Origin of the sequence: Leeuwenhoekiella sp. ZYFB001 (assembly GCF_011784865.1) — a bacterium.
Lineage (GTDB): Bacteria > Bacteroidota > Bacteroidia > Flavobacteriales > Flavobacteriaceae > Leeuwenhoekiella > Leeuwenhoekiella palythoae.
The window spans coordinates 1,597,675-1,622,306 of the sequence record NZ_CP050460.1; the positions used below are offsets into that span (position 1 = coordinate 1,597,675).

A 24,632-nucleotide genomic window follows, 5' to 3' on the forward strand; every position below is an offset into this window, starting at 1 on the left:
ATTCTTCCGCTTTTAAATTCTACTGGTTTTTAAGCGAAGTTTTAAACGTTAATCTTGGTTAAATCCTTTAGCAGCGCGTAAACTCTAATTAACTTTTACCAACTAAAATTTATACCGATGAAAAAATTAGATGAACGAAGCATAAAAGAGCGATTAGACAAATTAGAAGGCTGGGAATATAAAGACAATGCCATTCATACCTCTTTTGAATTTGAGAATTTTAAAGAAGCCTTTGCAACTATGACCCGCATCGCTTTTGAAGCAGAATTACAACAACATCACCCAGAATGGACTAATGTTTACAATACTTTAAACATATCGCTATCTACCCACGATGCCGGCGGACTCACAGAAAAAGATTTTAAGCTTGCGCACACTATTGAAGCATTGTTAGGCAATTAAGCAATATGGTGCGTTTCAAGGTTCATTTTAAATCTATAAATAGACTTTTGGAAATGCTGAATTTTGTTAAATTTACCGCCTTTAAAAATCCGAATTATGGGAAGAGCATTTGAGTTTAGAAAAGCTCGTAAGATGAAGCGCTGGAGCGCAATGGCAAAAGCCTTTACACGAATAGGAAAAGATATTGTAATGGCCGTTAAAGAAGGCGGTCCTGATCCTGATTCTAACTCTCGCTTGCGTGCCGTTATACAGAATGCCAAAAGTGTGAATATGCCTAAAGACAATATCGAGCGCGCGATTAAACGTGCCAGCGATAAAAGTCTAGGGGATTATAAAGAAGTGCTTTTTGAAGGATACGCGCCTCACGGAATTGCTATTCTTATTGAGACAGCTACTGATAACAATAACCGTACGGTAGCAAACATTCGCTCGTATTTTAATAAGTGTAACGGAAACCTAGGTACTTCAGGTTCGGTTGAGTTTATGTTTGATCATACGTGTAACTTTAGAATTAACGCAGAAGGTGTTGATGCTGAAGAACTCGAACTGGAATTGATAGATTACGGTGCCGAAGAAGTTTTTGAAGACGAGGACGGAATCATCATTTACGGTCCTTTTGGAAGCTTTGGAGCGTTACAGGCCTATCTTGAAGAAGCCGGCCACGAAATCCTTTCTAGTGGCTTTGAACGAATTCCTCAGGTAACAAAAACCCTTACGCCCGAAGAGGCAGGAGATGTTGAGAAGCTTTTAGAAAAAATTGAAGAAGACGATGACGTACAAAACGTATATCACTCAATGGATGAAAGCTTTTCAGGAAGTGAAGAATAAAAAGATTTCAATTTGAACGAATAAAAAAGGAGCCCATTGGCTCCTTTTTTATCTCTCTATTTCGCGGTTTTTATTTCGCAATATTCACCGCTCGAGTTTCTCTGATCACGGTGATCTTAACCTGACCCGGATAGGTCATATCGGTTTGAATTTTCTGTGAAATTTCAAAAGACAACGCCGATGCTTTCTCGTCGTTTACTTTTTCGCTTTCAACGATTACACGTAGCTCTCTACCCGCTTGAATCGCGTAAGCCTTCTTAACTCCAGCAAATCCAAAAGCGATATCCTCAAGGTCTTTTAAACGCTGAATATACGAATCTAACACCTGACGTCTCGCTCCAGGTCGGGCACCACTGATCGCATCACACACCTGAACAATAGGCGCTAGTAAGGTTTTCATTTCGATCTCGTCGTGGTGGGCTCCAATAGCATTGCACACATCAGGTTTCTCACCGTATTTCTCTGCCCACTCCATACCTAATAGTGCGTGCGGCATTTCACTTTCAGTTTCCGGAACTTTACCAATATCGTGCAAGAGTCCGGCGCGTTTGGCGAGTTTAGGATTGATACCTAATTCTGCAGCCATCGTAGCACAAAGTTTTGCTACTTCCCTACTGTGTTGTAATAAGTTTTGTCCGTAAGAAGAACGGTATTTCATTCTACCCACAGCTTTGATCAATTCTGGATGTAATCCGTGAATACCTAAATCAATTACCGTGCGCTTACCTACTTCAACAATTTCTTGCTCTATTTGTTTAGTGGTTTTCTTTACCACCTCTTCAATGCGTGCCGGGTGAATACGACCGTCGGTCACTAATTTGTGTAAAGAAAGTCTCGCTACTTCCCGACGCACACTATCAAAGCAAGAAAGTATGATCGCCTCTGGAGTATCATCAACAATGATCTCAACTCCGGTAGCCGCTTCGATCGCACGAATGTTTCGGCCTTCACGACCAATAATTCTACCTTTTACATCATCACTTTCTAAGTTGAATACAGAAACACAGTTTTCTACTGCTTCTTCAGTACCAATGCGTTGAATGGTATTGATGATGACTTTTTTAGCATCTTGCTCTGCGGTAAGCTTAGCTTCTTCCATAGCATTCTGAATAAAGGCCATCGCATCACTTTTAGCCTGATCTTTAAGCGATTCAACTAACTGTTCTTTAGCATCATCTGCAGAAAGTCCGGAAATCACCTCCAGCTGCTGTACCTTACTTGCGTGTAGTTTGTCTATATCTGCCTGACGTTTATCAAGATATTCTAAGCGGTCGTCATAGTCTTTTACCTTAGCCTCAATCTCTTTGTTCAGCTTTTTGTTTTTGGCAAGTTCGCTGCTTACTTGAGACTCCTTATCTCGAGTGCGTTTTTCGGCATCGTTTATTTTCTTATCGCGTGAAAGAATCACTTTTTCGTGCTCAGATTTAAGCTCGATAAACTTTTCTTTAGCTTGAAGGATCTTATCTTTTTTAAGAGACTCTCCCTCATTTTTAGCCTCCTTTACAATATTAGCAGCTTCTTTTTTTGCGTTGCTAACGATTTGCGAGGCATTATTTTTCTCTAGCAATTTTGCTAGTAAAAATCCCAGTGTGCCTGCTATTAAGATGACACCTACGATTATTAGTACAGTATTTCCCATTGAGTTAGTATATATAAAAAAAGCCTACAATGGAAGTGTTTTGAGTAAACTCCTTAAAATAAATCATAGGACTAACGAGCTGATCAAGAATCCGTTCAAAGACGGCGCGCTTTTACAACTCAGACTCATCCCTCTTAAAGAATATAGTGTTGAGTTTACCAAAAAATATAACCAATGTAGGCAGTAAGTATTCTATTTTAAAGAACGTTAGGATAGCTGACTTTTAACGAGCAACTCTAAATTTTTAAGTTGTTCGATGGCTTCAGAATGTTGTCCTGCGCCGTCCATATCCTGTTGTATAGCTTTTGAAGCGAATTGCAAGGCACACATGGCCAATACATCTTGCTTATCTCTAACAGCATAACTTTGCTCAAACTTTTTAATCATAGCCTCAATTTCCTTTGCCGCTTTACGTAAGCCTTCTTCCTGTTGAGGTTTTATAGTTAAAGGATAAACCCGGTCTGCTATAGACAATTTAATTTTTAAATAATCAGACATGAGATCCTTTTAAGTCTAATCTGCAAGTTGCGCGATACACGCGTCAAGTTCTCGCATCATAGCATTTATTTTGAGCTTGGTTTCCCGTTTATATTCGTTACTGCCCAGCATTGCATTAGCAGCTTTGAGTGTACTGTACTTTGCTTCCCAGTTAGCAAGAACCTCATTTAATTCTTGTTGTTCTAGCTTGAGTTTCTGATTTTCAGCCTCTAAAAGCTCGTGATTACGTTGAAGCTTTTGGTAGCGGTGCACCAATTTGCTCATAACATTTTGCAATGCATCAACACGCTCCAACAGTTCACTCATAACCTATATTTAACAATGCTTAGTCACACAAAGTTAACATTCGCGCACTAATATCCCAATACAATCTATTTTATTTTTAATAGGTATATAGCTGACAATAATGTTTAGGTATTTAAATTTTTGGCTTTGAAGTATTTAGATATTCAAGACTTAAACTAAAGATTTAATCCTTAGATCAAGACACATTCAACCTTAAAAATTGCTGTATTACCGGCACAATATTCTACCATAAGCAAGCGCTAATCATTTAAAGTTCGCTTCAAATAATTATCTTAGCTTTTCTATGAAAAAATCACTTTTATTCCTTTTTGGTATCGCGGCAAATGTTTTGTTTGCTCAAAACGAACTTCCGCAGGATGCTTTCATTAAACCTTTAAAAATACCTACCGTTTTTGCGGGAACTTTTGGCGAGCTCAGAAGTAATCATTTTCATAGTGGTCTTGATATTAAAACCCAACACCGAACCGGTCTTGAAGTGGTCGCCAGCGCCTCAGGGTGTGTGAGCCGTATTAAGGTTTCGCATTATGGTTATGGCAAAGCTTTATACATCACACATCCTAATGGTTATACCACTGTTTATGGACACCTGAGCAAATATGGCCCTGCGATCGAAGCTTATGTCAAACAAAAGCAATACGAAGCTGAAAATTATGAGGTCGAATTATTTCCGAATCCTGATGAGCTTGTGGTCGCGCAGGGTGATTTAGTAGCTTATAGTGGAAACACTGGCGGCAGCGGCGGCCCACACTTGCATTTTGAGATTCGAGATAAAAATGAGCGCCCCTTGAATGCCCAGCTTTTTGGCATTCAAGCGCCCGATCATCGAGACCCTATTCTTAAAGATCTAGTGGTATATACCTTGTCTGATTCCAGCCACGTAAATCAATCTCAAAAACGTCAGGAATTACGCTTTACCAAACAACCTGACGGCACTTTTTTAGCTGAAAAAATACGTGCTTATGGTCAGATTGGTTTTGCCTTAGGAACCATCGATCAGCAAGACGGAGCTAATAATAGCAACGGGATCTATTCCATTGAAACCAGCTTTAACGGCGAAAAGTATTTGGAAGTAAAAATGGACCAATTCTCCTTTGCTGAAACACGCTACCTTAACCGAATGATTGATTACGAACTTTATGAAGGTGACCGCAAACGGGTGCAAAAACTTTTTATAGAACGCAACAACCCTTTGAGCATTTTTACTTACGAGAAGAACAAAGGTGTGATCGACCTTACCCAAAATGGAAATGCTTCGGTGTATACCATTAAAGTTAAAGATATTCAAGGCAATACATCAACGCTTGTGGTTCCCATTACTATTGCTAAAGAGCCCATTCTTACGCCTAAAGAAATCAAAACGACTCCATATTTCGTGGAAGCCGACACCTACAAGAATTTTGAAGTTGGTGATTGGGAGGTTTTTATTCCGGAAGGTGCGTTCTATGATGATTACTACTTAGATATTACTGCGAATACCGACGCACTACATCTGGATGAAGATCTGATTCCGGTACATAAATACATACGCCTGGCTTATGATGTTTCTGCCTTTGCCGTTCAGGATCGTGAGAAGCTTTATATAGGACGCGTCAATTACCGCGGACTGCTACGCTACGAAGGAGCACGCCTGGAAAATGATCATCTTACCGCCTCCATAAACGCATTAGGTGATTTTAAAGTCGGCATAGATACCAAACCTCCTAAAATTCAGTCTTTAGATTTTTCTGACGGAAAATGGATTTCTAATTTAAACGAAATCAATTTTAAAATTATTGATGAAGATACCGGTATCAAAAGTTACCGGGCGACCATCAATGGTAAATTTGCTTTGATGGAATATGAATACAAAAAGAATCAGCTTACCTATTCTTTTGGCGATGGCATAAGTGTGAGCGGCGCCCACGAATTCAAACTGATCGTCACAGATAATGTAGGCAACAGCACAACTTTTGAAGCAACCTTCTACCGAAAATAATCTATTGAGAACCACTAGCCTTTTTTGCGTGCTTTGTATGTTGCTATCCGTTTCCGGGATGGCTCAGCAAGCGATCGTACGCGGAGTGGTTTTTAATGAACAGCAAGTTCCTCAAAGTGGCGTTAACATAACGTGGTCTGGTGGCGGAACGCAAACGGACGAATCGGGCTTTTATACTTTGAGCATTCCTGCGGAAAAAACAATTCAACTTAGCTTTTCTCATATCGCTTATAAAGCGATCAAGGTGCAATTTAATCTGAAAGAAAACGAAATGGTTGAATTCAATCCTGTTTTGAATGCTAAGGTCGAACAAATAAGTGATGTGGTGATCACTGCCAATACTACTGATCAACTCAGCGGAATCACCAGTCTTACTCCCGAAACGGTACGTAAAATTCCAGGAGCAAATCCGGGTATAGAAAATTTACTTCAGGCACTGCCCGGCGTGAGCAGCAATAACGAACTGAGCACGCAATATGCGGTACGTGGCGGAAACTATGATGAAAACCTTGTTTATATTAATGATATCGAAGTATATCGCCCTTTTCTGATTCGATCAGGACAGCAAGAAGGCTTAAGCATCATCAACCCCAATCTTGTGCGCGATATAGATTTTAGTGCAGGAGGTTTTCAGGCAAAATATGGCGACAAGCTTTCATCAGTACTTGATATTACCTATAAACGACCGGTAGAATTTGCAGCTTCGGTAGATGTAAGTCTCCTTGGTGCAAGTATATCCGCAGAAGGAATTAGTAAGAATAAAAAGTTTACGGCTATTGGCGGTGCGCGATATTGGGACAATAGTTTGCTGGTTGACGCTAAACAAACACAAACCAATTACAGACCTAGATTTACCGACCTACAAACGTATCTGACCTATACATTTAATCCAAAATTCAGTATTGATTTTTTAGGAACGGTAGCCGTGAACGGCTATAATTATGAGCCACAAACCCGGCAGACCAACTTTGGTACGCTTGCAGATCCTGTTGCTTTAGTCGTCGTTTACAATGGTCAGGAACAGGATCGTTACGAAACCTATTTTGGAGCGCTCTCTTCTACCTATCAACCTAACGAACAGTTAGACTTAAAATTCACTGCCTCTGCATATCACACCCAAGAACAAGAACATTATGATATCGCCGCACAATACGCTCTGGGAACACCTAATACCACAATTGGCAATGCAAATGCAGGCGAAGTTGATTTTATCCGAGCAATAGGTGCACAACTCACCCACGCCCGCAATGATCTGGATGCGCTCATTTTCAACCTACAGCATAAAGGCCAATTTATTAAAGATGAACATCAGCTGGATTGGGGATTAAAATATGCACACGAAAATATCAGAGACCGCTTGCAAGAATACGAGATCATTGACTCTGCCGGTTTTTCTGTGAGACCGCCGTTGGAAGAATTTGTCAATGAGCAACCTTATGAACCCTTTGATGCGCCTCTGGCGCCATTTACTTCTAGAAGGGCTCAAAACAGCGTGAGTATCGATCGCGTGATGGGCTATTTACAATATTCTAAACGAATTAATTGGTCTTCTGCAAAGGCTTGGTTTAATGCCGGTATTCGTAGTCAATTCTGGACGGTGAGTGGTTTAGGTATTGCTTCGACTTCACAGCAAGTGGTTAGTCCGCGGGGGCAATTCAGTTTAAAGCCGAATTGGAAAAGCGATATGCTTTTTAGACTTGCAGCAGGAATTTACCACCAACCTCCCTTCTACCGCGAACTGCGTGATGATCAAGGACAGGTAGTTCCTGATGTTGAAGCACAGCGCAGTGTGCATCTGGTGCTAGGAAACGACTGGAGTTTTGATATGTGGGGACGTCCTTTTACGCTGACCTCTGAAGCCTATTTTAAAAGTTTAGACAACGTAAATACGTATACCTTAGAAAATGTACGTATCAGGTATCGGGCAGCAAACGATGCGGAAGCTTATGCGTATGGATTAGATGTTCGGCTATCGGGTGAATTTGTTCCAGGAACTGACAGTTGGATCAGTCTCGGGTTATTAAAAACTGAAGAAAACATCCAAGATCGGGGCTATATCGCCAGACCTACCGATCAGCGTTTTAAAATGGCTTTTCTGTTTCAAGACTACGTGCCGCGTATTCCGGATATGAAATTGTATTTAAAAATGGTGTATCAAACCGGTTTGCCGGGAGGTTCTCCCAGTTATGCAGATCCTTACCTGTACCAGACCCGCTTGCCTTTTTACTTCAGGTCTGATGTTGGTTTTTTATATACGATCATCAATTCAGAGCGGAGTTCGTTACGTAACAGCTTTATAAAAGAGCTGAGTACAGGTATTGAGATCTTCAACATTTTTGACCGTCAGAACAGCATCACGAACACTTTTGTACGAGACGCTGCCACCCGCCAGCAATATGCTGTCCCTAATTATTTGACGCCTCGGGTTTTTAATATTCGGCTGAGCGCGCGTTTTTAAGCGATAAAATCTTTTAACGTAGCCACGACATAATCAACCTCTTCTTTGGTGTTTTCGTGGGAAAAAGAAAAACGTATGCTGGGTTTTTTCAGCTTGTCTTCTGTTAAGAATGCGTTGAGCACGTGACTGCCTTGATCGCTTCCACTCTGGCAAGCACTACCTTTAGAACACGCAATTCCCTTTAAATCCAATTGAAATAAAAGCATCAAGGCTTTATCTTCAGGTACCGGAAGACACACATTAAGCAAGGTGTACGTGCTTTTTGAACCATCGTGACAATTTCCATTAAAATGCACATCAGGAATATGTACTTCTAATTGCTCTTTAAAATACCACTTCAATTTTTCGATATACGCACGCTCTTCTGCGAGGTTTTCCTGTGCTTTGATCAGTGCGGTTTCCATACCTGCGATGTTGTGTACCGGCTCAGTTCCTGCGCGGCTTCCACGCTCCTGACCACCACCAAAGATCAAAGATTTTACCTTAGAATTTTTCCGAAGAAAAGCAAAACCTACGCCTTTGGGTCCGTGAAATTTATGTGCGGCTGCAGCGATAAAATCTACAGGTATTTCGCTTAAATTAAGATCAAAATGCCCCACAGACTGCACCATATCACTATGAAATAACGCATTATGTTCTTTAGCCAGTTTAGCCACCGCCTCAAGATCTAGCATATTACCGATCTCATTATTTATGTGCATTAGGCTTACTAATGTTTTCTCCTCAGTGCCCGCAAGCAGCTCTGTAAGATGATCAAGATCTACGCTTCCGCACTCTTTGATGCCCACCATAGAAACCTTAATGTCATAAGCGAGTTGTAGATGCTCAACCACGTGAATTACCGCATGGTGCTCGATAGGACTTGTGATAATGTGACGTACCCCAAGATCGCGCACAGCGCTGTTGATGATCAGGTTATCAGCTTCGGTACCACCAGAAGTAAAAACGATCTCACCCGGAGTTACGTGCAGATAATTAGCAATGGTTTTACGCGCTTGCTCTATAATTGACTTTGCTTTGCGCCCAACAGCGTGAGTTGATGAAGGATTGCCCGGCACTTCACGCATCACTTCGATCATACGCTCTAATACTTCGGGACGAATAGCGGTGGTTGCCGCATTATCAAAATAAACCTGTGACATTTTTACAATTTAGAGGCACAAAATTAAATAGAATAAAATTATTTAGTCCGCTTAACCGTTAGTAAAATGCATTTCTGTTATTTTTGCCCAAAATCGTGTATTGCTCTTATGAAAAAGATACTGCTTCTCTTTAGTTTAATCGCCTTAAATTCTTGTGATGACGGTGATATTATCGTTTCTTCTTTTGATTTTTCTGAACAAGATGTAGATTATTGTTCTACTGTAGATGATACCGAATCAGAGACCGTAAATTATATCTTTTATAAGATCAACTCTGACACTAACGAGGCGATCGCTTTTAGAATAAGTACAGACGAACCAATTTTAACCGAGTTAAGTAACGAAACGGCGTATACCTTTAACTTAGGAAGCAGCTCTAACACGTTTGTATCGTACCGCATCTTTAATAATCCCGTGACTTCAGACTATTTCTGTAATGAAGTACCACCTTCTCAACCTAGCGTTACTGAAGAATACATAAGTGCAGAAGGAACCGTTACCATTGTAACCGAAGGGGAGTATGATGATGACGATGATATCGATGCCGAGTTTGAAATGACTTTAAACGGGGAGACTGATCTTGACGGCGACGGAATCCCAAACTATTATGATTTTGACGATGATGGTGATAATGTACCCACCAACCAAGAAGGTGTGGTGTTAAATGAGGATAACTCGATCAATATGGAAGAATCGCTGGACACCGACGGTGACGGCATCCCTAACTTTATGGATCCTGATGACGACGGCGATGGTGTGCTTACCATTAATGAAGATGTTGACCGTGATCTCAATCCTAACAATGATGTAACTGATGTATCTATTGGCCCTGATTATTTAAATGATAACATCGCTATAGATTATAATGTAAATGCATTTAGAGAGCATACGTATAACCTAAATAATATCACACTCACCATCAACTTGACAGATCTGGTCTTTATTTCTCAAAACGGAGAAGCAACCATCAGACAGGAAGAATTATTATTTGGAGAATATAGCGCTCCAAGTGAAACAACGCAAGTAACACCTGAGTTTCCTGAGTAGGTAAAAGAATCAATATTATAAAAAAAACAGAAAGCCGAGTATAAATACTCGGCTTTCTGTTTTTAAACGAGTTTGGTAAAGACTTTTATTAATCCACTAGAAAGGAGCTAATTTTTCTATTGTAGCAATAGTAATTATTCACTTAAATGCTCTTGACTGATAAATTCTTCTAAAATTGGTTTTACTTTATCTAGATCAAAAGCTCTTATCTTCAAACGCATTCTACTCGGTGTTCCTCCTACGAAATCTGCTAAATTCCCAAAATTAAAATCATTCTGAACGATACCATTAACCTCAATAGTTTCTAGATCATTTTTAAGCTTCATTACCAATGATTTAGCTTCCTAAAAAAATCAATAAACTCGTTTTCAATATCTTATTCCTAAGTTATTATAAAACTATTTTTTAAGGTCAATGCTACACACCTGTCATCAGTGAGTGACTTTTAAACAAATGGTCTAGTCTAGTCTAGGGCTTTTCATAGGATTCATTGTTGTGTGTAGTTTTTTAAGCCAAATCATTTTCAATTGCATAATGCTTTCCTTTGTCTGTCAAGTATATATCGCCATCAGAATCCAAAGTTATATAACCGTGGTCTACTGCTTCACTAATTAATAAATCTAAGTATATTCTAGATAAGCTAGACTCTTTAAGAACATTGGCATAGTAAGCATAATTGTCAGTCGAATAGTTAAAATATTTTACCAAAATTGATATTAATTCCAACATACCATCATTTGATTTTTTTTCCAACAATGGACTTTCGGTTTTAAATGGATTATTACCAACTTTCGGTTTTTTTAATAATGGACTGTTGTGGACAGTCCTTATTAGTTCATCAAAGCTGTATTCAAATTGAGAGCTTTTTGAAAAGTCTAAATAAAGTTTTGTTTTCAAAAAAGTCGGAATCACTGAAGTTCCTGATTGTCTAATTATCGGAATAATTTTATTCTGGTCTATATTCTGTAGTAAGTTTGAGGTTATAATCATTTTTTCATATCCAACACCACCTTTTCCTTCATTTGCTTTTTTTACATAAACTTCAGAACAAATCATTAAGATATAATCGGAATTTTCAAGATTTGTTTCCATAAAATGCGGTAAATCTCCACCTGGCATCAAGTCCCATTGGTCAAGAATGGCGTCTATTCCATTATTTCTCATTTTTGTCGCTAGTTCATTAACCCATTTCTTATGGTCTAAACTATCGTGAGAATATGAAACAAATACTTTAGGTATACTCATAGTTCTTTTAAATTACACACAACTTGTTATATCAAAACTAAATATATCAATATCCCCTCAAAATTTACGGGACACCTACACTTTTTCTTGGCGATTTGGGATTTTTGTTAGCGTTATAATAAGCTATATGATTAAAATCTAAAGCAGCTTAAACAAACTGGTTTTTAAGCGTTTTGCGTTTAAACGAAACGGCTTCTCCGGGTCGTTTTTGAGCGAGTTGGCAAATACCAAATGCGCTCAACTGTAACACTCTGGGATAGCCTCCGGAAACCTGACAGTCCCGCATCAACGCGATAAGGCTTCCGTTTGGGGTAAGTTGCACCGTTCCCGGTAAAACCGGCCCCGTAGTGATGCCTTTCAATGTATTATTAAAAGTGTTTTCAAATGGGATCGCCATCCGGTTACTCTTAGAACTCAGCGTAAATGACCTCTCAAAAAGCTGTTGTTGCTCCTCGGTGCTCAACAGCTCAAACTCCGGCCCGGGATAGGCTTCTATTGCGGGACCCCAAAGCTGGGTGTCTTCAAAATTCACACGAGATAAGGCTTTAGCCGTTACTACTTCATCAGCAATAGCCAAAGACATCTCTTTTTCAAGCTTAGCAGCCGTTGTAAGGCCGGGATACTGACTTCGGCTACCCAATACGCTTTCGGTTTGAAAACCTCCGGAAACGGCAAGATAGGCTCGTAAACCTTTGTGAAGTCTGCCAAATTTGAGCACGTCACCTTTTTGTACGCGATAGCGTTTAGCTAAGCTTATGGTTTGGTCGTTGAGTAAAATATCAAATTGTGCTCCGCAAACCGCAATATAGGTTTCGCTGGTGAACTCCAATACCGGACCGTTCATCAGGATTTCGAGCACAGCAGCGTTGGGATCATTATTAAGTAACAAATTGGCTTTTCCGGCAGAGAACGAATCCATCACCCCGCTTTGTGGCACACCATACTGCGCCACGCCGTGTCTTCCGGTATCTTGAAGGGTGGTATAAAAACCTGGTCGTAGTACGTGTATGTTAGCCATGAGTTGGAGTTAATTGATAGGTTCTTGCTTGAACTTCCTGTTGAATTTCGTCATACCTCGTCTTAGAAACCGAATAGAACTGAATGCGATCTCCCGGCGCAAACGGACAGGGTGGTTCGCTTTTAGGATCGAATAAAGCTACCGGGCAATTCCCGATAATTTGCCATCCCGCCGGACTGCTGTTTGGGTAGATTCCGGTTTGGTTTTCGGCGATGCCCACTGCACCTTTTAAAACCGATGCGCGCGGCTCAGATTTACGTGGCATTATGAGGCGCTCGTCCATTCCGCCGAGGTATAAAAATCCGGGTAAGAAGCCTATGAAATAAAGCGTGTATTCCGGGGCAGTATGCAAGCTGATGACTTCGTCAATCGTCAAGGATTTTTCCTTTGCCAACAACTCAAGGTCGAGACCAAATTCAGCATCATAACATACCGGCACCCGATACAGTTTTGAAGCGACAGTCTCGAGTGGTATATTTTGAAAATCAAGCGTTTTTAAGCGCTCAAAATCGCTATAAACAAATTCTATTGAATTAACGTAATTTATTAATATTGAGTTGTATGTATTTGTTATTTCAACTTTATGTTTAACTATATTTGATGCGATGTATTTTTTTATTGAAAGCAGAAATTTCAAGTTTTTAGGCGAAATTTTAAAGTCCCATTGCAGGAGTATCGCCTGTTCACCAAGTCTGTTTATTCCGGGTTTTACGTGCACGATACGGTAGTTTTTTTAATCTGATTGTCGTCTAATTTTTGATTCAAAAGCTGAAGCAATTCCACTGCTTTTGGCGTGTCGCCGTGAACACAAATGGTATCAATTTTCACTTTCAAAATACCACCGTCAAGAGTCTTAATTTCGTTGTGTTGAACCATACGTAAAACGTGGTTGATCAAGGTATTTTCATCGATGATCACCGCGTGGTCTTTTTGACGAGAGACCAAGCTTCCGTCAGGTTCATAATTACGATCGGCAAATGCTTCAAAAAGCAACTTCAGTTTTCCTGTTGCCGCACGGGTCATTTCAGAATCAAAAGGTACATATACCGGGATTTTAGGATAGGCTTCAGCCAAAACTTCCGTCAGAAATTCAGCATATTCCATTTTTTGAGCACACAGATTATACAAGGCGCCGTGTGCTTTGATGTGATGCAAGGGCACTTGATGTTTCAAACACGCTTGATTCACTCTGGCAATTTGTTCTAAAACAGAATCTTTAAGTTCTTTAAACGAAAGCTGCATTTCCTTCCGCCCAAAATGCTCCCGATCAGGAAAAGAAGGGTGCGCTCCTACTCCAACCTTGTGCTGTTTTCCAAGCTGAACCACTTGGTCTATAGTTTCTAGATCACCGGCGTGCCCGCCGCAAGCCAGGTTGCACGAACTGATAAGCGGCATCAATGCGGCTTCATTGCCAATACCCTCACCTAAATCACAGTTAAGATCGATACTTGTTCTCATAAAAGTCCAAAAACGCTTAGAATTGCACGCGCTCCTAATATAAGGGTTACGATCAAGATGCACACGCTTATTACATTTTTCAGCTTGGAGTTCTGGTAGCTTCCTAAAAGCGTACTGCGATTGGCCAACCAGATCAAGATTCCAGCAATTACGGGTAAAAGAATACCGTTTGCCACCTGCGCAAACTGAATGATCTCAATAGGTTTAATTCCAAAAGTAGCCACGCCCACGCCGAGTACTAAAACGAGTATCCAAACCAATCTGAAATTTCGTGATTTGAGATCACCTCCCAGATTGAGGCATCCTTGCGCCACATAAGCCGCTGCAAGCGGTGCTGTGATCGCAGAAGTGATTCCGGCGGCAAAGAGTCCTAATCCTATACAATACCGCGCAGCGCTGCCGTAAAGCGGTTCTAAGCTTTGTGCGAGTCCGCTGGCGCCATCTACTTCTTGTCCGCTTAAAGCTGCAGCAGCAATGATCACACTCATAGATACGAGTCCGCCTAAGATCACTGCAACAATCGTATCTTTTTTTGCTGCGGAAAGTTCAGATGTATCCTTCCATTTTTGATTGACCAAAGAAGCGTGTAAAAACAAATTATACGGCACTACTGTAGTTCCTACCAATGCAACGATCATTAGAATACTTCCGTCAGGAAATTGCGGAATCAGGGCTCCTTTGAGCACCGTTAGGAGTTGAGGACCTGTGAGTATCGCAGTGATCACAAAAGATAAGCTCATCAAGATTACCAGAAGTAGAAAGACTTTTTCAAGCACTTTGTAGTTTCCTATGTAAAGCAGAATAAAGGCAATAGCTCCTATAAGTAAACTGTATCCGTTTATAGCATATCCCGCAACTTCAAGAGTGCCGGGGCTTCCTAAAGCCTGAAGTCCTAAAACGCCACCGCTTATATTTCCGCCTTCATAGGCTGCGTTACCTACGACTATAGCTGCCAAAACAAGACCTAAAACCGTTTTTCTAAGAATACCGCCGGGCAGTTCATCACGCAGTACTTGCGACAGGCTTTTTTGCGAAATCAAACCAATACGGGAAGCGGTTTCCTGTAGAATAATGGTCGCAATGATGGATAAGGTCATCGCCCACAACAGGCTAAAACCAAACTGAATGCCAGCAAGGGTACAAACGGTCACCGTACCGGGGCCGATAAACGCCGCTGCCACTAAAGCGCCGGGGCCAATGTTCTTAAAAGGATTTCGCATAGATCTTGTTAAATCCTAAATATAAAAACATCTGTTTTGATTTCGGCACAAACCTTTGGCTAAAGTGAAAACCATAATACTAGGCTAGCAGATAAAGAAATTGAATACTCCTCTTAACTTCAACGATAATTTTGCTAACAGATGTCTGGCTAACACTAACGAGAATCTTTGATGCAGGACAAAATAAAACCCGCTAAAGCCTGGCCTTAGCGGGTTCTAATTAAAGTAATTATAGAAGGTTTACTCCTTTATTTCTTCAAGCTTAACTTCATTCCCCTCTTTGTCGAGAAGCATTACTTCGTCAAAGCCCATATCTTTAAATTGCTGATACTGCGTTGCCGCATCCCCAACAACCAAGTACGCCATTTTAGACTCATCCAAGTATTTATTGGCTAAAGCTTTGTGCTGCTCTAAGGTCATATTCTTGATCGTTGCTTCTTCATTCTCAATATAGTTAGGATCTAGGTCGTAAGCACTACGCTCTTGTAACATTCCTAAAAGCGAACCTTGAGTTTCAAAACGACGCGCATTAGACTTGATCAAAGCGTTTTTAGTAAACTCAAGATCTTCGGGTGAAATCCCGTCTTTATATTTCTGAATTTCATCTCTAAAGATCGAAACTGATTCACCGGTGGTGTTGGTTCGTACAGAAGAAGATGCTGTAAACGTACCGGGAATTTTACTTCCGCTGAATCCAGAACGTGCACCATACGTATATCCTTTTTCTTCACGAAGTACCAGGTTTACATTACCGCTGAACGAACCTCCTAATTTGTAATTCATCACCTCAGCAGGATAGAAATCTTTATCGGTACGTGGCATAGAGATATAACCAATATTGATCACTGACTGCTTCGCATTAGGAACATCTACAAAATAAAGCGATGCTTTATCTCTGTTGTTCTCTACCGGGAATTCCGGAATCGTCACTTCTTTAGCCTCCCAGTTCTCTTTAAGACCTTCTAAGGAAGCCAAAGCCTGACTTTCACTAATGTCTCCCACTACGTGGAAACGACTTACACTAGGTGAAAAATAGTTGTTATAGTAGTCTTTTAAATCTTGCATCGTGATCGCCTCAACAGACTCTACAGTTCCTGAAGTAGAATACGCCAATGGATGATTTTCTCCATACAGACGTTTGCTGTACACACGATTTGCGATCACATTAGGATTTGCATCAGAACGCTTAATTCCGTTGATGGTGCTTGTTTTAATACGGGCAAATTCTTTCTCGTCCCAACGTGGCTCTAGAAGAATTTCCTGAACCAAAGCCATCGTCGCATCAAAGTTACGCGCTAGCGTATTTCCTCTTAAAACAATAGATTCGTCCGTGGTGTACATATTTATGCTCGCTCCAAGACGGTCAATAGCTTCTTCTAATTCTAACGGAGTTTTGGTTGCTGTACCTTCCATAAGAATATCGCTCATCAAGTTAGCCACTCCATTTTTGTTTAGATCATCTAATAAATGCCCTCCTTCGATCACAAGGCTGAAGTTTACCAGCGGAAGTTCGTCTTGAACAATCCCATATACTTCCATCTCATTAGGCAATTCGGCTGTCCAGCTATCCGGAATATTAAGTTTAGGAGTTTCACCCATTGCAGGTGCAACCGAACGATCAAACTTAGAAGGTGTTTTCTCGATCTCAACGTCTGCATCAACAATTTCGGTTTCTACATTTTCGGTGATCTCTTCTTCAACAACTTCTGCTTTTTCTGAATTTTCAGCGATCAGCTCCATTTGTCCTTTTGGTACAAAACTGGTCATTACATACGGTTTGCCTTTTACGTATTTTTCATAAACACGCATTACATCTTCTGCAGTAACCGCTTTGATATTCTCAATATCATCCTCGATAAATCCGGGATCTCCGGTAAACACATCGTACTGCGCCAGTTGGAAAGATTTACCTAATACACTGCTAATGCCATTATAAAAATCAGTTTCTAAACCTGCTTTAATACGCTCGATATCTCCGGCCTTCACGCCTTCTTCTTCAAACAGCGCAAATGCTTTGTTGATTCCGGTTTCTACACTGTCCAAATCAACGCCGGAATTTGCTGTTACCGAAATTCTGAATTTTCCTGCGATTTGATCAGAGCCATTCCACGCGTAAGGTTGTGAAGCCAACTCCATATCCTCTACCAGCACGCGGTATAATGGTGCCTTTTTTCCGTCTGAAAGAATTTCGCCTAAAAAGTCTAAAGCATACGCATCGTCTGTATATTGCTCAACTGTAGGCCAAACCATATTCAGCTGCGGTGCGGTCGCAAAATTATCTTCGTGATAAAAACGCTTGGTCTCGTCTAAAGTCACGTTCTGAACGGGTAAAGGCTCAACTTCTTGCCGTTTTTTAATTTCACCGAAATACTTTTCTACCAACTCTTTGGCTTTGCCTTCTTCAAAATCTCCGGCAATAACTAGTGTAGCGTTGTTAGGACCGTAGAATTTATCGTAGAATTCTTTTACATCTTCTACCGTAGCGTTTTGTAGATCTTCAAGTTCGCCAATGACCTGCCAGCTGTACGGATGCCCATCAGGAAATAAATTCTTGTCAATCACCCAACTGGTGTGCCCGTACGGATTGTTATCCACACGTTGACGTTTTTCATTCTGAACCACTTCTTGCTGATTCGCAAAAGCCGACTCGGTAACGGTATTGATCAGGAAGCCCATACGGTCAGACTCTAGCCACAATACCGTCTCCAACGCGTTGTTAGGCACCACTTCATAATACACTGTCCCATCTTGCCAAGTACCACCATTTAAGGTACCACCGGCATCTTGAATCGTTTTAAAGAATTGATCTTGCGGAACGTTTTCTGATTCCTGAAAGAGCATATGCTCAAATAAGTGTGCAAATCCCGTGCGCCCTTTTTTCTCGCGGTTAGATCCTACGCCGTACTGAATGGCTACAGATACAATAGGATCACTTTTGTCTTGATGAAGTACTACGTTTAACCCATTCTCGAGTTCGTACTTCTCATAATCGATTGATAGTTTGGCCTCTGCGACGTCTTTATCTCCTGCTTTTTTGTCGTCACAAGAAACAAAAGTTGCCACAAACAATGACAGCATCAGTGCCATTGGTGTCCATCTTGTTTTAATCATAGATGTTCGTTTTTTGATTAATAAAATTGATTAGCATTCCTAAAACTGTTAGAAAAGACGCAATATTTTAGCCTAAGTTACAAAACTGTTAGGGTTTATTTAACGAAATCAAAAAACTGATGCATTTTATTGAATGACTAAGTTTGTTTGAGCGCTTATCCCAACCATCCATCACGATCTAAGCTTCGATACTGAATCGCTTCTGTGATGTGATGCGCTTGTATCTGCTCTGAAGCATCTAAGTCGGCAATGGTGCGCGAAACCTTAAGAATACGATCATAGGCACGTGCAGAAAGATTAAGCTTTTCCATCGCGTTTTTCAATAGGTTTTTTGAAGTATCATCTAAAGCGCAGTGCTGTCTAATTTGTTTAACGCCCATCTGCGCGTTGTAATTGATGCTTTCGATTTCGGTAAATCGGCTCGTTTGTAATTTGCGTGCTTCGGTGACTCGTTTTCTGATCGCAACACTACTTTCCGCTTTGCGCTCTTCAGAAAGTTTATCAAAAGGCACAGGTGTCACTTCAATATGAATATCAATACGATCTAACAAAGGGCCGGAAACTTTGCTCAAATAGCGTTGCATTTCGGCTGGCGTACTGCTCACCGGAGCACTGGGATCGTTAAAATAACCACCCGGACTGGGATTCATACTGGCGACCAACATAAAACTACTGGGATAGGTCACCGTAAACTTGGCACGAGAAATCGTGACTTCGCGATCTTCCAGCGGTTGCCGCATCACTTCAAGAACCGTACGTTTAAATTCGGGTAATTCATCTAAAAAAAGGACACCATTGTGCGCCAGAGAGATCTCTCCCGGTTGTGGATACGCCCCACCGCCCACGAGGGCGACGTCTGAAATCGTGTGATGCGGACTTCTAAAAGGTCGTTGTGCCATCAAGCCCACGTGCTCCCGCATTCTACCCGAAACACTGTGTATTTTAGTCGTTTCAAGCGCTTCACGCAAAGTCATTGGCGGTAAGATAGAAGGCAAACGCTTTGCAAGCATCGTTTTTCCCGCACCCGGTGGACCAATTAAAATTATATTATGACCACCGGCTGCGGCGATCTCCATACACCGCTTTATAGACTCCTGCCCTTTTACATCACTAAAATCAAATTCAGGATGTTCTAAGGCGTTGAAAAATTCGTTACGGGTATCAACAATTGTGCGTTCTAAAGGCGCATCATTATCAAAATGATCAATCACCTGTGCAATAGAATCTATCCCATAAACCTCAAGATCTTTGACTATCGCCGCTTCCTTGGCATTCTGACTGGGCAGTAAAAACTTTTTAAACCCTTCTTCCTGCGCTTTGATCGCAATAGGTAAAGCGCCGCGAATGGGCTGCAAACTTCCGTCTAACGAGAGTTCGCCCATAATGATATATTCTTCTAGGTTTTCTGCTTTTATTTGTCCGCTTGCCGCAAGTATACCTATTGCGAGTGTAAGATCATAAGCGCTCCCTTCCTTGCGAAGATCGGCAGGCGCCATATTCAACGTGATTTTCTTTCCGGGAATTTTAAAACCGTTATTTTGAAGGGCCGCAGCAATGCGGTAATTGCTTTCTCTAATCGCGTTATCGGGCAGTCCTACCAAATGATAGCCAATGCCTTTGTCAATATTTACTTCGATCGTAATTGTAGAAGCCTCAACGCCAAAAACCGCTGAACCATAAACCTTTGTAAGCATAATTTTTTAGTTGGTTTTCTAAAGAAACAATATTATTTCCAACTTTTGAAATTAGTTTACTGGTTTTTAGTGGTTTATGTCAATCTGTCTAATCTAATTTCCATTCAGCACACCTTCGGCCCACTTACGAGCTGGTTTTCCGAAGCATTCGATCAAGTCATCTACCCCCACAACACTACCTTTTGCCAGCCGGCCTAACAACGCTATATTTTGGTGCGTATTTCCGCCTTTACTAATAATGCGACCATCTTCTAACGTATGTAATCCCAATTTATAGCTCACCGCATCCACGCGTTTATCAGTTCTGAGATGCGCTATTAAAGGACTACTCACTTTGGCTAATTGCGGCGCATCGATTACCGAATTAACCATCACCTGAACCACGATAGTTTTTCCATCCTTGCGCAATTGCCAACCTTCAGGCACTAAGCTAATTTCAGGATCTGCTACAAAATCAAGATTTAAAACTCCGGCTTTTACCAAAGCTATGAGTTGCTGCAAGCTTTTTACCGGTGGGCCATAAGAATAACGTTTACTGGCTTCAATGTACTTTACCACATCAACCATTGCGTCATCGCTAATATTCATATACGTGTAATCGTGATACAAAACTCCTAAAGTAAAACGCCACACCTGACCTAAACAGTAATCCAAGCTAATTTCGGTTTTGCCGTAAGCCATATGTAAGTACAATAGCATCGCCTCGAGCGTATCTTTTTTAGTGCTTACCAATAAAGTATGCTCGGAGTCCGGCTTTTTGATCACTTGTAGGGTCAATTCAGTCAAGTCATCAGCAGATAAATCTGTGGCTCTCGCTTTGCTTCCCAGTCTCTTGTAAACGGAACTGGTGATCTGCGCAATAGCTTCTATGAGGAAGGAAGCATCACTGATAGTTGATGCATTCGCTTCAGCTTGTTCGACTGCCTGAATGAGAAGTTTTAATTCTTCTTCGAAAGGTTTAAACCAAGAATCAATTTCACCCGAAAATGGTTTAGGCACCGGTGGCAAACCATTTAAAGAAAAAGCCACCAATTCACGTGGCGCTTCCTCTGAAGGAAAATAGTTGAGCTCAACAGAATCAGCAATAGGTACAAAACTTCCGCCAAAACCTATACTCAATGCTCTCACCTGATCTACCATAGACAAGCCAAAACCACGCAGCGCGATTTTAGTTTCAGGAGTTATCGCATCGGTTTCTAAAGCACCCACGGGATAAGGGTCTTTATACAGTTTCAAGTTATAATGTTTGGCGTGAGCATCCCATAATTGCAGCTGCTCAGAGTCGTACGTAGGCTGATGACCAATGGTAAGTACAATTTCATCAACCGTATGCTGTTGAGCGTCCTTGGTAATAATAATTCCGCTTTGCTCGTTAGCATCAATTTGAACAATTTCAGCGGAAAACAGTTCAGCTCTATTTTGACCCTTCAGAGCGTCATAGATGGTCAGAAATCGTTCATATAAATAAATACCCAACTTAGAACGCGCAGGAAAATGATCTTTTGATGCGTTTGCCGGAGCATCTTTTCTATCAGTCAGCCAATCTGCATAACCTGGAAATTCAGGAATAAAAATAGCACCGATATTTATTGCAGGTCTACCGGCCAGATCGTTTGATAAATTACGTTCATGAATGTTTGATAAATTGGTCTCCACTTGATCAGGCGTCCAGATTTGACCCGCCCCGGGATAGGGCGAAGCTTCAAACAATTTGACATGTAAGTCAAGGCTTGATTTGCTATTACTTTTGACTAAAAAAAGACTTTCAAGCGCGGCCAGCCCACGCGGACCAACTCCTACAATACCTATCGCATATGGTTTTGACACAGATTTTTTGTTTTAAAGCTTAATGCCTAAAATTAAAACTATAAATCTTAGTATTCCGTTAAGCCTGAAGCATAAGCCCTTAAGCTTATCATAAAGTTGTTATTCTAGTTTAAAAACAAAGGATTGAAGTGGTTTGATATCTACGCGCATCGTTCCTGCTTGATTTTGAACTTGAAGCGTAGCTTGCTCTTCATTATAAAGTTGATCTGTTGCTTTATACGTCCCGTCGTTGAGGTTCCATTGTTTAATAATATCCTGCGGAATTTGTAATTCAAAACCAAAAGTATCCTTAGCATCAAAATTGGTAACAATGATGAGTTTATCAGTGTCAGACCAGCGCACAAAGGAATGCACCCGATCATTATACCATTCGGTATGCTGGCGGTTATGCCATTGAATATCAGCATACTCCCCCATTATCGCCGAATTTTCTAAACTGAAATTCAGCAAGCGTTTATAAAAATCCCTAAGCTCTTTTTCTTCCGGAGTAGACTGCCCGCCGTCAAAGTTTTTGTCATTGACCCAACGCACTACACTAGGCACGCTTCCGTAGTCAAAAATTGAAGTCCGTGTAGGATCGCCAAAGCCCAGGTCTTCAAGTGCCGGCTCACCCAATTCCTGACCAAAATAGATCATTGTTGGAGCCGTACTGATCAACGCCGAAACAACCATCGCAGGTTTACCTTTTGCTGCATCTCCTGCAAATGCATCACTGGCTATGCGCTGCTCATCGTGGTTTTCCAGAAAGTGCAGCATATTATGTTCAATATCTTCCTGATACTTCAGGATTGGTGCGAAATGGTCTGTGCTTCCGTGGCCTTGCATCACGTGCTTTATCGTGTCATAAAGCTCCACTTTGTCGTATAGATAATCCATTTTTCCTTTAAATATATACTCGCGATACAACTGTGGATTATACACTTCGGCCATTAGAAATGCATCAGGACGCTCCATTTTAATAGCAGCATTCATATAACTCCAGAATTCTACAGGAACCATTTCGGCCATATCATAACGAAATCCGTCTACACCTTTGCTCAGCCAAAACAAGGCGATCTCTTTAAACTGTTTCCAAGAAGCCGGAATGCCTTTGTCTTTCCAAAAATTAAAATGCTTTTGATGATCCCAATGCCCGGCATCTTCTGGCAACGAAGCAAAATCTTTATGCCCTTCTGGACTCACGCCATAGTTTATTTTTACGGTCTCGTACCAATCATTCTGCGCAGGTTGCGCATCTCTTGCTCCATTACCTGTCCATTTTGCTGGAGACTCTGTAAACTGTGCATCCGCACTTGCCGACTTTTCGCCTAAAGGCACATATCCATTTTCCCATTGCGGAACTTTAAAATCAGTTCCCGGGATGTAGTAAAAGTTATTATTCTTGGCATATGCCACCGAAGTATCATCATTCGCCCCAAAAGGCACAGTATATTCCGGAGTGTTTAAACTTTCATATTTGCGTGCCACGTGATTGGGGACGATATCTATGATCACTTTTAAACCTGCTTGATGCGTACGATTTATGAGTGCATCAAACTCTTCAAGCCTATTTGCAGGATTTACAGCCATATCAGGATCAACCTGATAATAATCCTTTACCGCATAGGGTGAGCCGGCTCTGCCTTTTACCACATCAGGATCATCGTTAGAAATACCGTATTGCGTATAATCAGTGATTACCGCGTGATGCGGAACTCCGGTATACCAAATATGCGTTACGCCAAGCTCTTTAATCTCACTTAAAGCTTTGGCGGTAAAATCTTCAAATTTCCCTACACCATTTTCTTCGATGGTACCCCAAGGTTTATTGGTTGTGTTCGTGTTGCCAAACAATCTGCTAAAAACGTGATAAACTACTTTTTTCTTTGGGTCTGTATTCTGCATAGGCTCTTTTATGTGATTAGACTTGTTCTGTGCACAGCTTGTTAGAAGTATTCCAAGGCTAATTAAAAGGATATTTTTGATCATCCAACTAATTTAAAGTTATAATTAGAAAACAAATTTTATAAGATTTAAAACTAACATAAATTTAATTGCCCGCCTAAATCGATTAACCTGATTTCAGCGGTAAAAAAAGGGGATATTTCCCCCTTTTGTCACAAGTAAATTATAGATACTTTTATCTCGTATTAATAATTAAAGATTAATACCGTTTATAATCTAATTATTAGGGGAATTAAATTTTAAACGCATTAATGATTTAGGGGTGAAAGGCACTCTGCGCGAGCAGGGTGTTTTTCTTTTTTACACCATTTGTAAAAAATTGAAAAATTATAAAACGATTTAGTTATATTTTAACAGAAAGAGTTGCAAATTAATTTTGTAGTTTTACGATGTCATTGACAATTTAGGGGTGAAAGGCACTTTGCGCGAGCAAGGTGTTTTTCTTTTTTAGGCCTATTTCTACGCTGTAAAATTTGCTATTCAACACCTTAGGGCGCAAAACAATTTCTTGTACAAATCCCCTATTCAATTTGATTCTTCTCTCTTTTCCTGAAAGATAAGTTGAAGCGATCCCTGCGGATGAGAATTCTTTTTCTGAGGATTAAAAAAATGAGGTAGCCTAACCAACTGAAAATAGCTACTAAAAATAACCACAGCCATAGCTCTTTTACTGATTTGAACTTTTTATAGCGCAACTCGAGTAACACAAGGATTACAAAAAGAATTCTTAGATAAACCAAAAGGTAACTTTTATATGCATGTATTTACTACTGCAAGACTAACATTTTTAATACGCATTTTAAGTATCAATGTTTCAAAA

Annotated in this window: 19 protein-coding genes and 1 other RNA gene; 5 read left to right on the forward strand and 15 right to left on the reverse strand. The window is 40.7% G+C overall.

Annotated features, from left to right (window positions below; genetic code table 11):
* Nucleotides 1–117: 117 nt before the first annotated feature.
* Together HCN54_RS07060 and HCN54_RS07065 are read left to right on the forward strand one after the other, a co-directional pair.
* Nucleotides 118–402: a 4a-hydroxytetrahydrobiopterin dehydratase gene (locus HCN54_RS07060; protein WP_167597139.1), complete on the forward strand. Its 285-nt coding sequence runs from the start codon at nt 118–120 to the stop codon at nt 400–402.
* Between the two features lie 96 nt (nt 403–498).
* Nucleotides 499–1,230, forward strand: coding sequence for a YebC/PmpR family DNA-binding transcriptional regulator (locus HCN54_RS07065; protein ID WP_167597140.1), 732 nt, complete (start codon nt 499–501; stop codon nt 1,228–1,230).
* Between the two features lie 70 nt (nt 1,231–1,300).
* Here HCN54_RS07065 and rny read toward each other — a convergent pair whose 3' ends face one another.
* The 4 genes from rny to HCN54_RS07085 all read right to left on the reverse strand — a co-directional run bounded on the left by rny (nt 1,301) and on the right by HCN54_RS07085 (nt 3,673).
* Nucleotides 1,301–2,869: a ribonuclease Y gene (gene rny / locus HCN54_RS07070; protein ID WP_167597141.1), complete on the reverse strand. Its 1,569-nt coding sequence runs from the start codon at nt 2,867–2,869 to the stop codon at nt 1,301–1,303.
* A gap of 46 nt (nt 2,870–2,915) precedes the next feature.
* Nucleotides 2,916–3,024, reverse strand: a non-coding RNA gene (ssrS, locus tag HCN54_RS07075) — 6S RNA.
* 52 nt (nt 3,025–3,076) lie between these two features.
* Complete coding sequence (locus HCN54_RS07080) at nt 3,077–3,367, reverse strand: cell division protein ZapA (RefSeq protein ID WP_072981913.1); 291 nt, start codon at nt 3,365–3,367, stop codon at nt 3,077–3,079.
* A gap of 15 nt (nt 3,368–3,382) precedes the next feature.
* Entirely contained in the window at nt 3,383–3,673 is a 291-nt protein-coding gene (locus HCN54_RS07085; RefSeq protein ID WP_072981911.1) for a hypothetical protein, read from the reverse strand.
* A gap of 283 nt (nt 3,674–3,956) precedes the next feature.
* On the opposite strand from HCN54_RS07085, the gene HCN54_RS07090 reads away from it, so the two are divergent.
* Both HCN54_RS07090 and HCN54_RS07095 read left to right on the forward strand, forming a co-directional pair.
* Complete coding sequence (locus tag HCN54_RS07090) at nt 3,957–5,648, forward strand: M23 family metallopeptidase (protein ID WP_167597142.1); 1,692 nt, start codon at nt 3,957–3,959, stop codon at nt 5,646–5,648.
* 37 nt (nt 5,649–5,685) lie between these two features.
* Complete coding sequence (locus HCN54_RS07095; protein ID WP_167598848.1) at nt 5,686–8,106, forward strand: carboxypeptidase-like regulatory domain-containing protein; 2,421 nt, start codon at nt 5,686–5,688, stop codon at nt 8,104–8,106.
* Here HCN54_RS07095 and HCN54_RS07100 read toward each other — a convergent pair.
* A complete protein-coding gene (locus tag HCN54_RS07100; protein ID WP_167597143.1) occupies nt 8,103–9,248 on the reverse strand; it encodes a cysteine desulfurase family protein in 1,146 nt (381 codons plus the stop codon). The genes HCN54_RS07095 and HCN54_RS07100 overlap by 4 nt on opposite strands.
* A gap of 108 nt (nt 9,249–9,356) precedes the next feature.
* Here HCN54_RS07100 and HCN54_RS07105 point away from each other — a divergent pair, with 108 nt between their 5' ends.
* Nucleotides 9,357–10,295, forward strand: coding sequence for a hypothetical protein (locus tag HCN54_RS07105; protein ID WP_167597144.1), 939 nt, complete (start codon nt 9,357–9,359; stop codon nt 10,293–10,295).
* Between the two features lie 134 nt (nt 10,296–10,429).
* Here the strand turns inward: HCN54_RS07105 and HCN54_RS07110 are convergent, their stop codons facing one another.
* The 10 genes from HCN54_RS07110 to HCN54_RS07155 all read right to left on the reverse strand — a co-directional run bounded on the left by HCN54_RS07110 (nt 10,430) and on the right by HCN54_RS07155 (nt 23,836).
* A complete protein-coding gene (locus tag HCN54_RS07110; protein ID WP_167597145.1) occupies nt 10,430–10,621 on the reverse strand; it encodes a hypothetical protein in 192 nt (63 codons plus the stop codon).
* 181 nt (nt 10,622–10,802) lie between these two features.
* Nucleotides 10,803–11,540, reverse strand: coding sequence for a toll/interleukin-1 receptor domain-containing protein (locus HCN54_RS07115; RefSeq protein WP_167597146.1), 738 nt, complete (start codon nt 11,538–11,540; stop codon nt 10,803–10,805).
* Between the two features lie 148 nt (nt 11,541–11,688).
* A complete protein-coding gene (locus HCN54_RS07120) occupies nt 11,689–12,558 on the reverse strand; it encodes a biotin-dependent carboxyltransferase family protein (RefSeq protein WP_167597147.1) in 870 nt (289 codons plus the stop codon).
* Nucleotides 12,551–13,276: a 5-oxoprolinase subunit PxpB gene (pxpB, locus tag HCN54_RS07125; RefSeq protein ID WP_167597148.1), complete on the reverse strand. Its 726-nt coding sequence runs from the start codon at nt 13,274–13,276 to the stop codon at nt 12,551–12,553. Before pxpB ends, HCN54_RS07120 begins: the two co-directional genes overlap by 8 nt.
* Complete coding sequence (gene pxpA, locus HCN54_RS07130) at nt 13,267–14,016, reverse strand: 5-oxoprolinase subunit PxpA (RefSeq protein WP_167597149.1); 750 nt, start codon at nt 14,014–14,016, stop codon at nt 13,267–13,269. Before pxpA ends, pxpB begins: the two co-directional genes overlap by 10 nt.
* Nucleotides 14,013–15,236, reverse strand: coding sequence for an Nramp family divalent metal transporter (locus HCN54_RS07135; RefSeq protein WP_167597150.1), 1,224 nt, complete (start codon nt 15,234–15,236; stop codon nt 14,013–14,015). The genes pxpA and HCN54_RS07135 overlap by 4 nt, the downstream gene beginning before the upstream one ends.
* A 240-nt stretch (nt 15,237–15,476) precedes the next feature.
* The gene (locus HCN54_RS07140; protein ID WP_167597151.1) at nt 15,477–18,347 is read right to left on the reverse strand and encodes a M16 family metallopeptidase; all 2,871 of its coding nucleotides are present in this window, start codon (nt 18,345–18,347) and stop codon (nt 15,477–15,479) included.
* Nucleotides 18,348–18,502: 155 nt separating this feature from the next.
* Nucleotides 18,503–20,041: a YifB family Mg chelatase-like AAA ATPase gene (locus HCN54_RS07145; protein WP_167597152.1), complete on the reverse strand. Its 1,539-nt coding sequence runs from the start codon at nt 20,039–20,041 to the stop codon at nt 18,503–18,505.
* Nucleotides 20,042–20,134: 93 nt separating this feature from the next.
* Nucleotides 20,135–21,868 carry an FAD/NAD(P)-binding protein gene (locus HCN54_RS07150; protein ID WP_167597153.1) on the reverse strand — a complete coding sequence of 578 codons (1,734 nt, stop codon included), beginning with the start codon at nt 21,866–21,868 and terminating at the stop codon, nt 20,135–20,137.
* 99 nt (nt 21,869–21,967) lie between these two features.
* Nucleotides 21,968–23,836: an alpha-amylase family protein gene (locus HCN54_RS07155; RefSeq protein WP_167597154.1), complete on the reverse strand. Its 1,869-nt coding sequence runs from the start codon at nt 23,834–23,836 to the stop codon at nt 21,968–21,970.
* Nucleotides 23,837–24,632 lie beyond the last annotated feature (796 nt).

Coding starts and splice junctions, on each gene's coding strand:
- HCN54_RS07110 (WP_167597145.1), bottom strand. CDS start 10,621: ATGAAGCTTAAAAATGATCTAGAAACTATTGAGGTTAATGGTATCGTT.
- HCN54_RS07095 (WP_167598848.1), top strand. CDS start 5,686: ATGTTGCTATCCGTTTCCGGGATGGCTCAGCAAGCGATCGTACGCGGA.
- HCN54_RS07105 (WP_167597144.1), top strand. CDS start 9,357: ATGAAAAAGATACTGCTTCTCTTTAGTTTAATCGCCTTAAATTCTTGT.
- HCN54_RS07145 (WP_167597152.1), bottom strand. CDS start 20,041: ATGCTTACAAAGGTTTATGGTTCAGCGGTTTTTGGCGTTGAGGCTTCT.
- HCN54_RS07115 (WP_167597146.1), bottom strand. CDS start 11,540: ATGAGTATACCTAAAGTATTTGTTTCATATTCTCACGATAGTTTAGAC.
- HCN54_RS07135 (WP_167597150.1), bottom strand. CDS start 15,236: ATGCGAAATCCTTTTAAGAACATTGGCCCCGGCGCTTTAGTGGCAGCG.
- HCN54_RS07100 (WP_167597143.1), bottom strand. CDS start 9,248: ATGTCACAGGTTTATTTTGATAATGCGGCAACCACCGCTATTCGTCCC.
- HCN54_RS07080 (WP_072981913.1), bottom strand. CDS start 3,367: ATGTCTGATTATTTAAAAATTAAATTGTCTATAGCAGACCGGGTTTAT.
- HCN54_RS07090 (WP_167597142.1), top strand. CDS start 3,957: ATGAAAAAATCACTTTTATTCCTTTTTGGTATCGCGGCAAATGTTTTG.
- HCN54_RS07155 (WP_167597154.1), bottom strand. CDS start 23,836: ATGATCAAAAATATCCTTTTAATTAGCCTTGGAATACTTCTAACAAGC.
- HCN54_RS07085 (WP_072981911.1), bottom strand. CDS start 3,673: ATGAGTGAACTGTTGGAGCGTGTTGATGCATTGCAAAATGTTATGAGC.
- HCN54_RS07120 (WP_167597147.1), bottom strand. CDS start 12,558: ATGGCTAACATACACGTACTACGACCAGGTTTTTATACCACCCTTCAA.
- HCN54_RS07140 (WP_167597151.1), bottom strand. CDS start 18,347: ATGATTAAAACAAGATGGACACCAATGGCACTGATGCTGTCATTGTTT.
- pxpA (WP_167597149.1), bottom strand. CDS start 14,016: ATGAGAACAAGTATCGATCTTAACTGTGATTTAGGTGAGGGTATTGGC.
- HCN54_RS07060 (WP_167597139.1), top strand. CDS start 118: ATGAAAAAATTAGATGAACGAAGCATAAAAGAGCGATTAGACAAATTA.
- rny (WP_167597141.1), bottom strand. CDS start 2,869: ATGGGAAATACTGTACTAATAATCGTAGGTGTCATCTTAATAGCAGGC.
- HCN54_RS07065 (WP_167597140.1), top strand. CDS start 499: ATGGGAAGAGCATTTGAGTTTAGAAAAGCTCGTAAGATGAAGCGCTGG.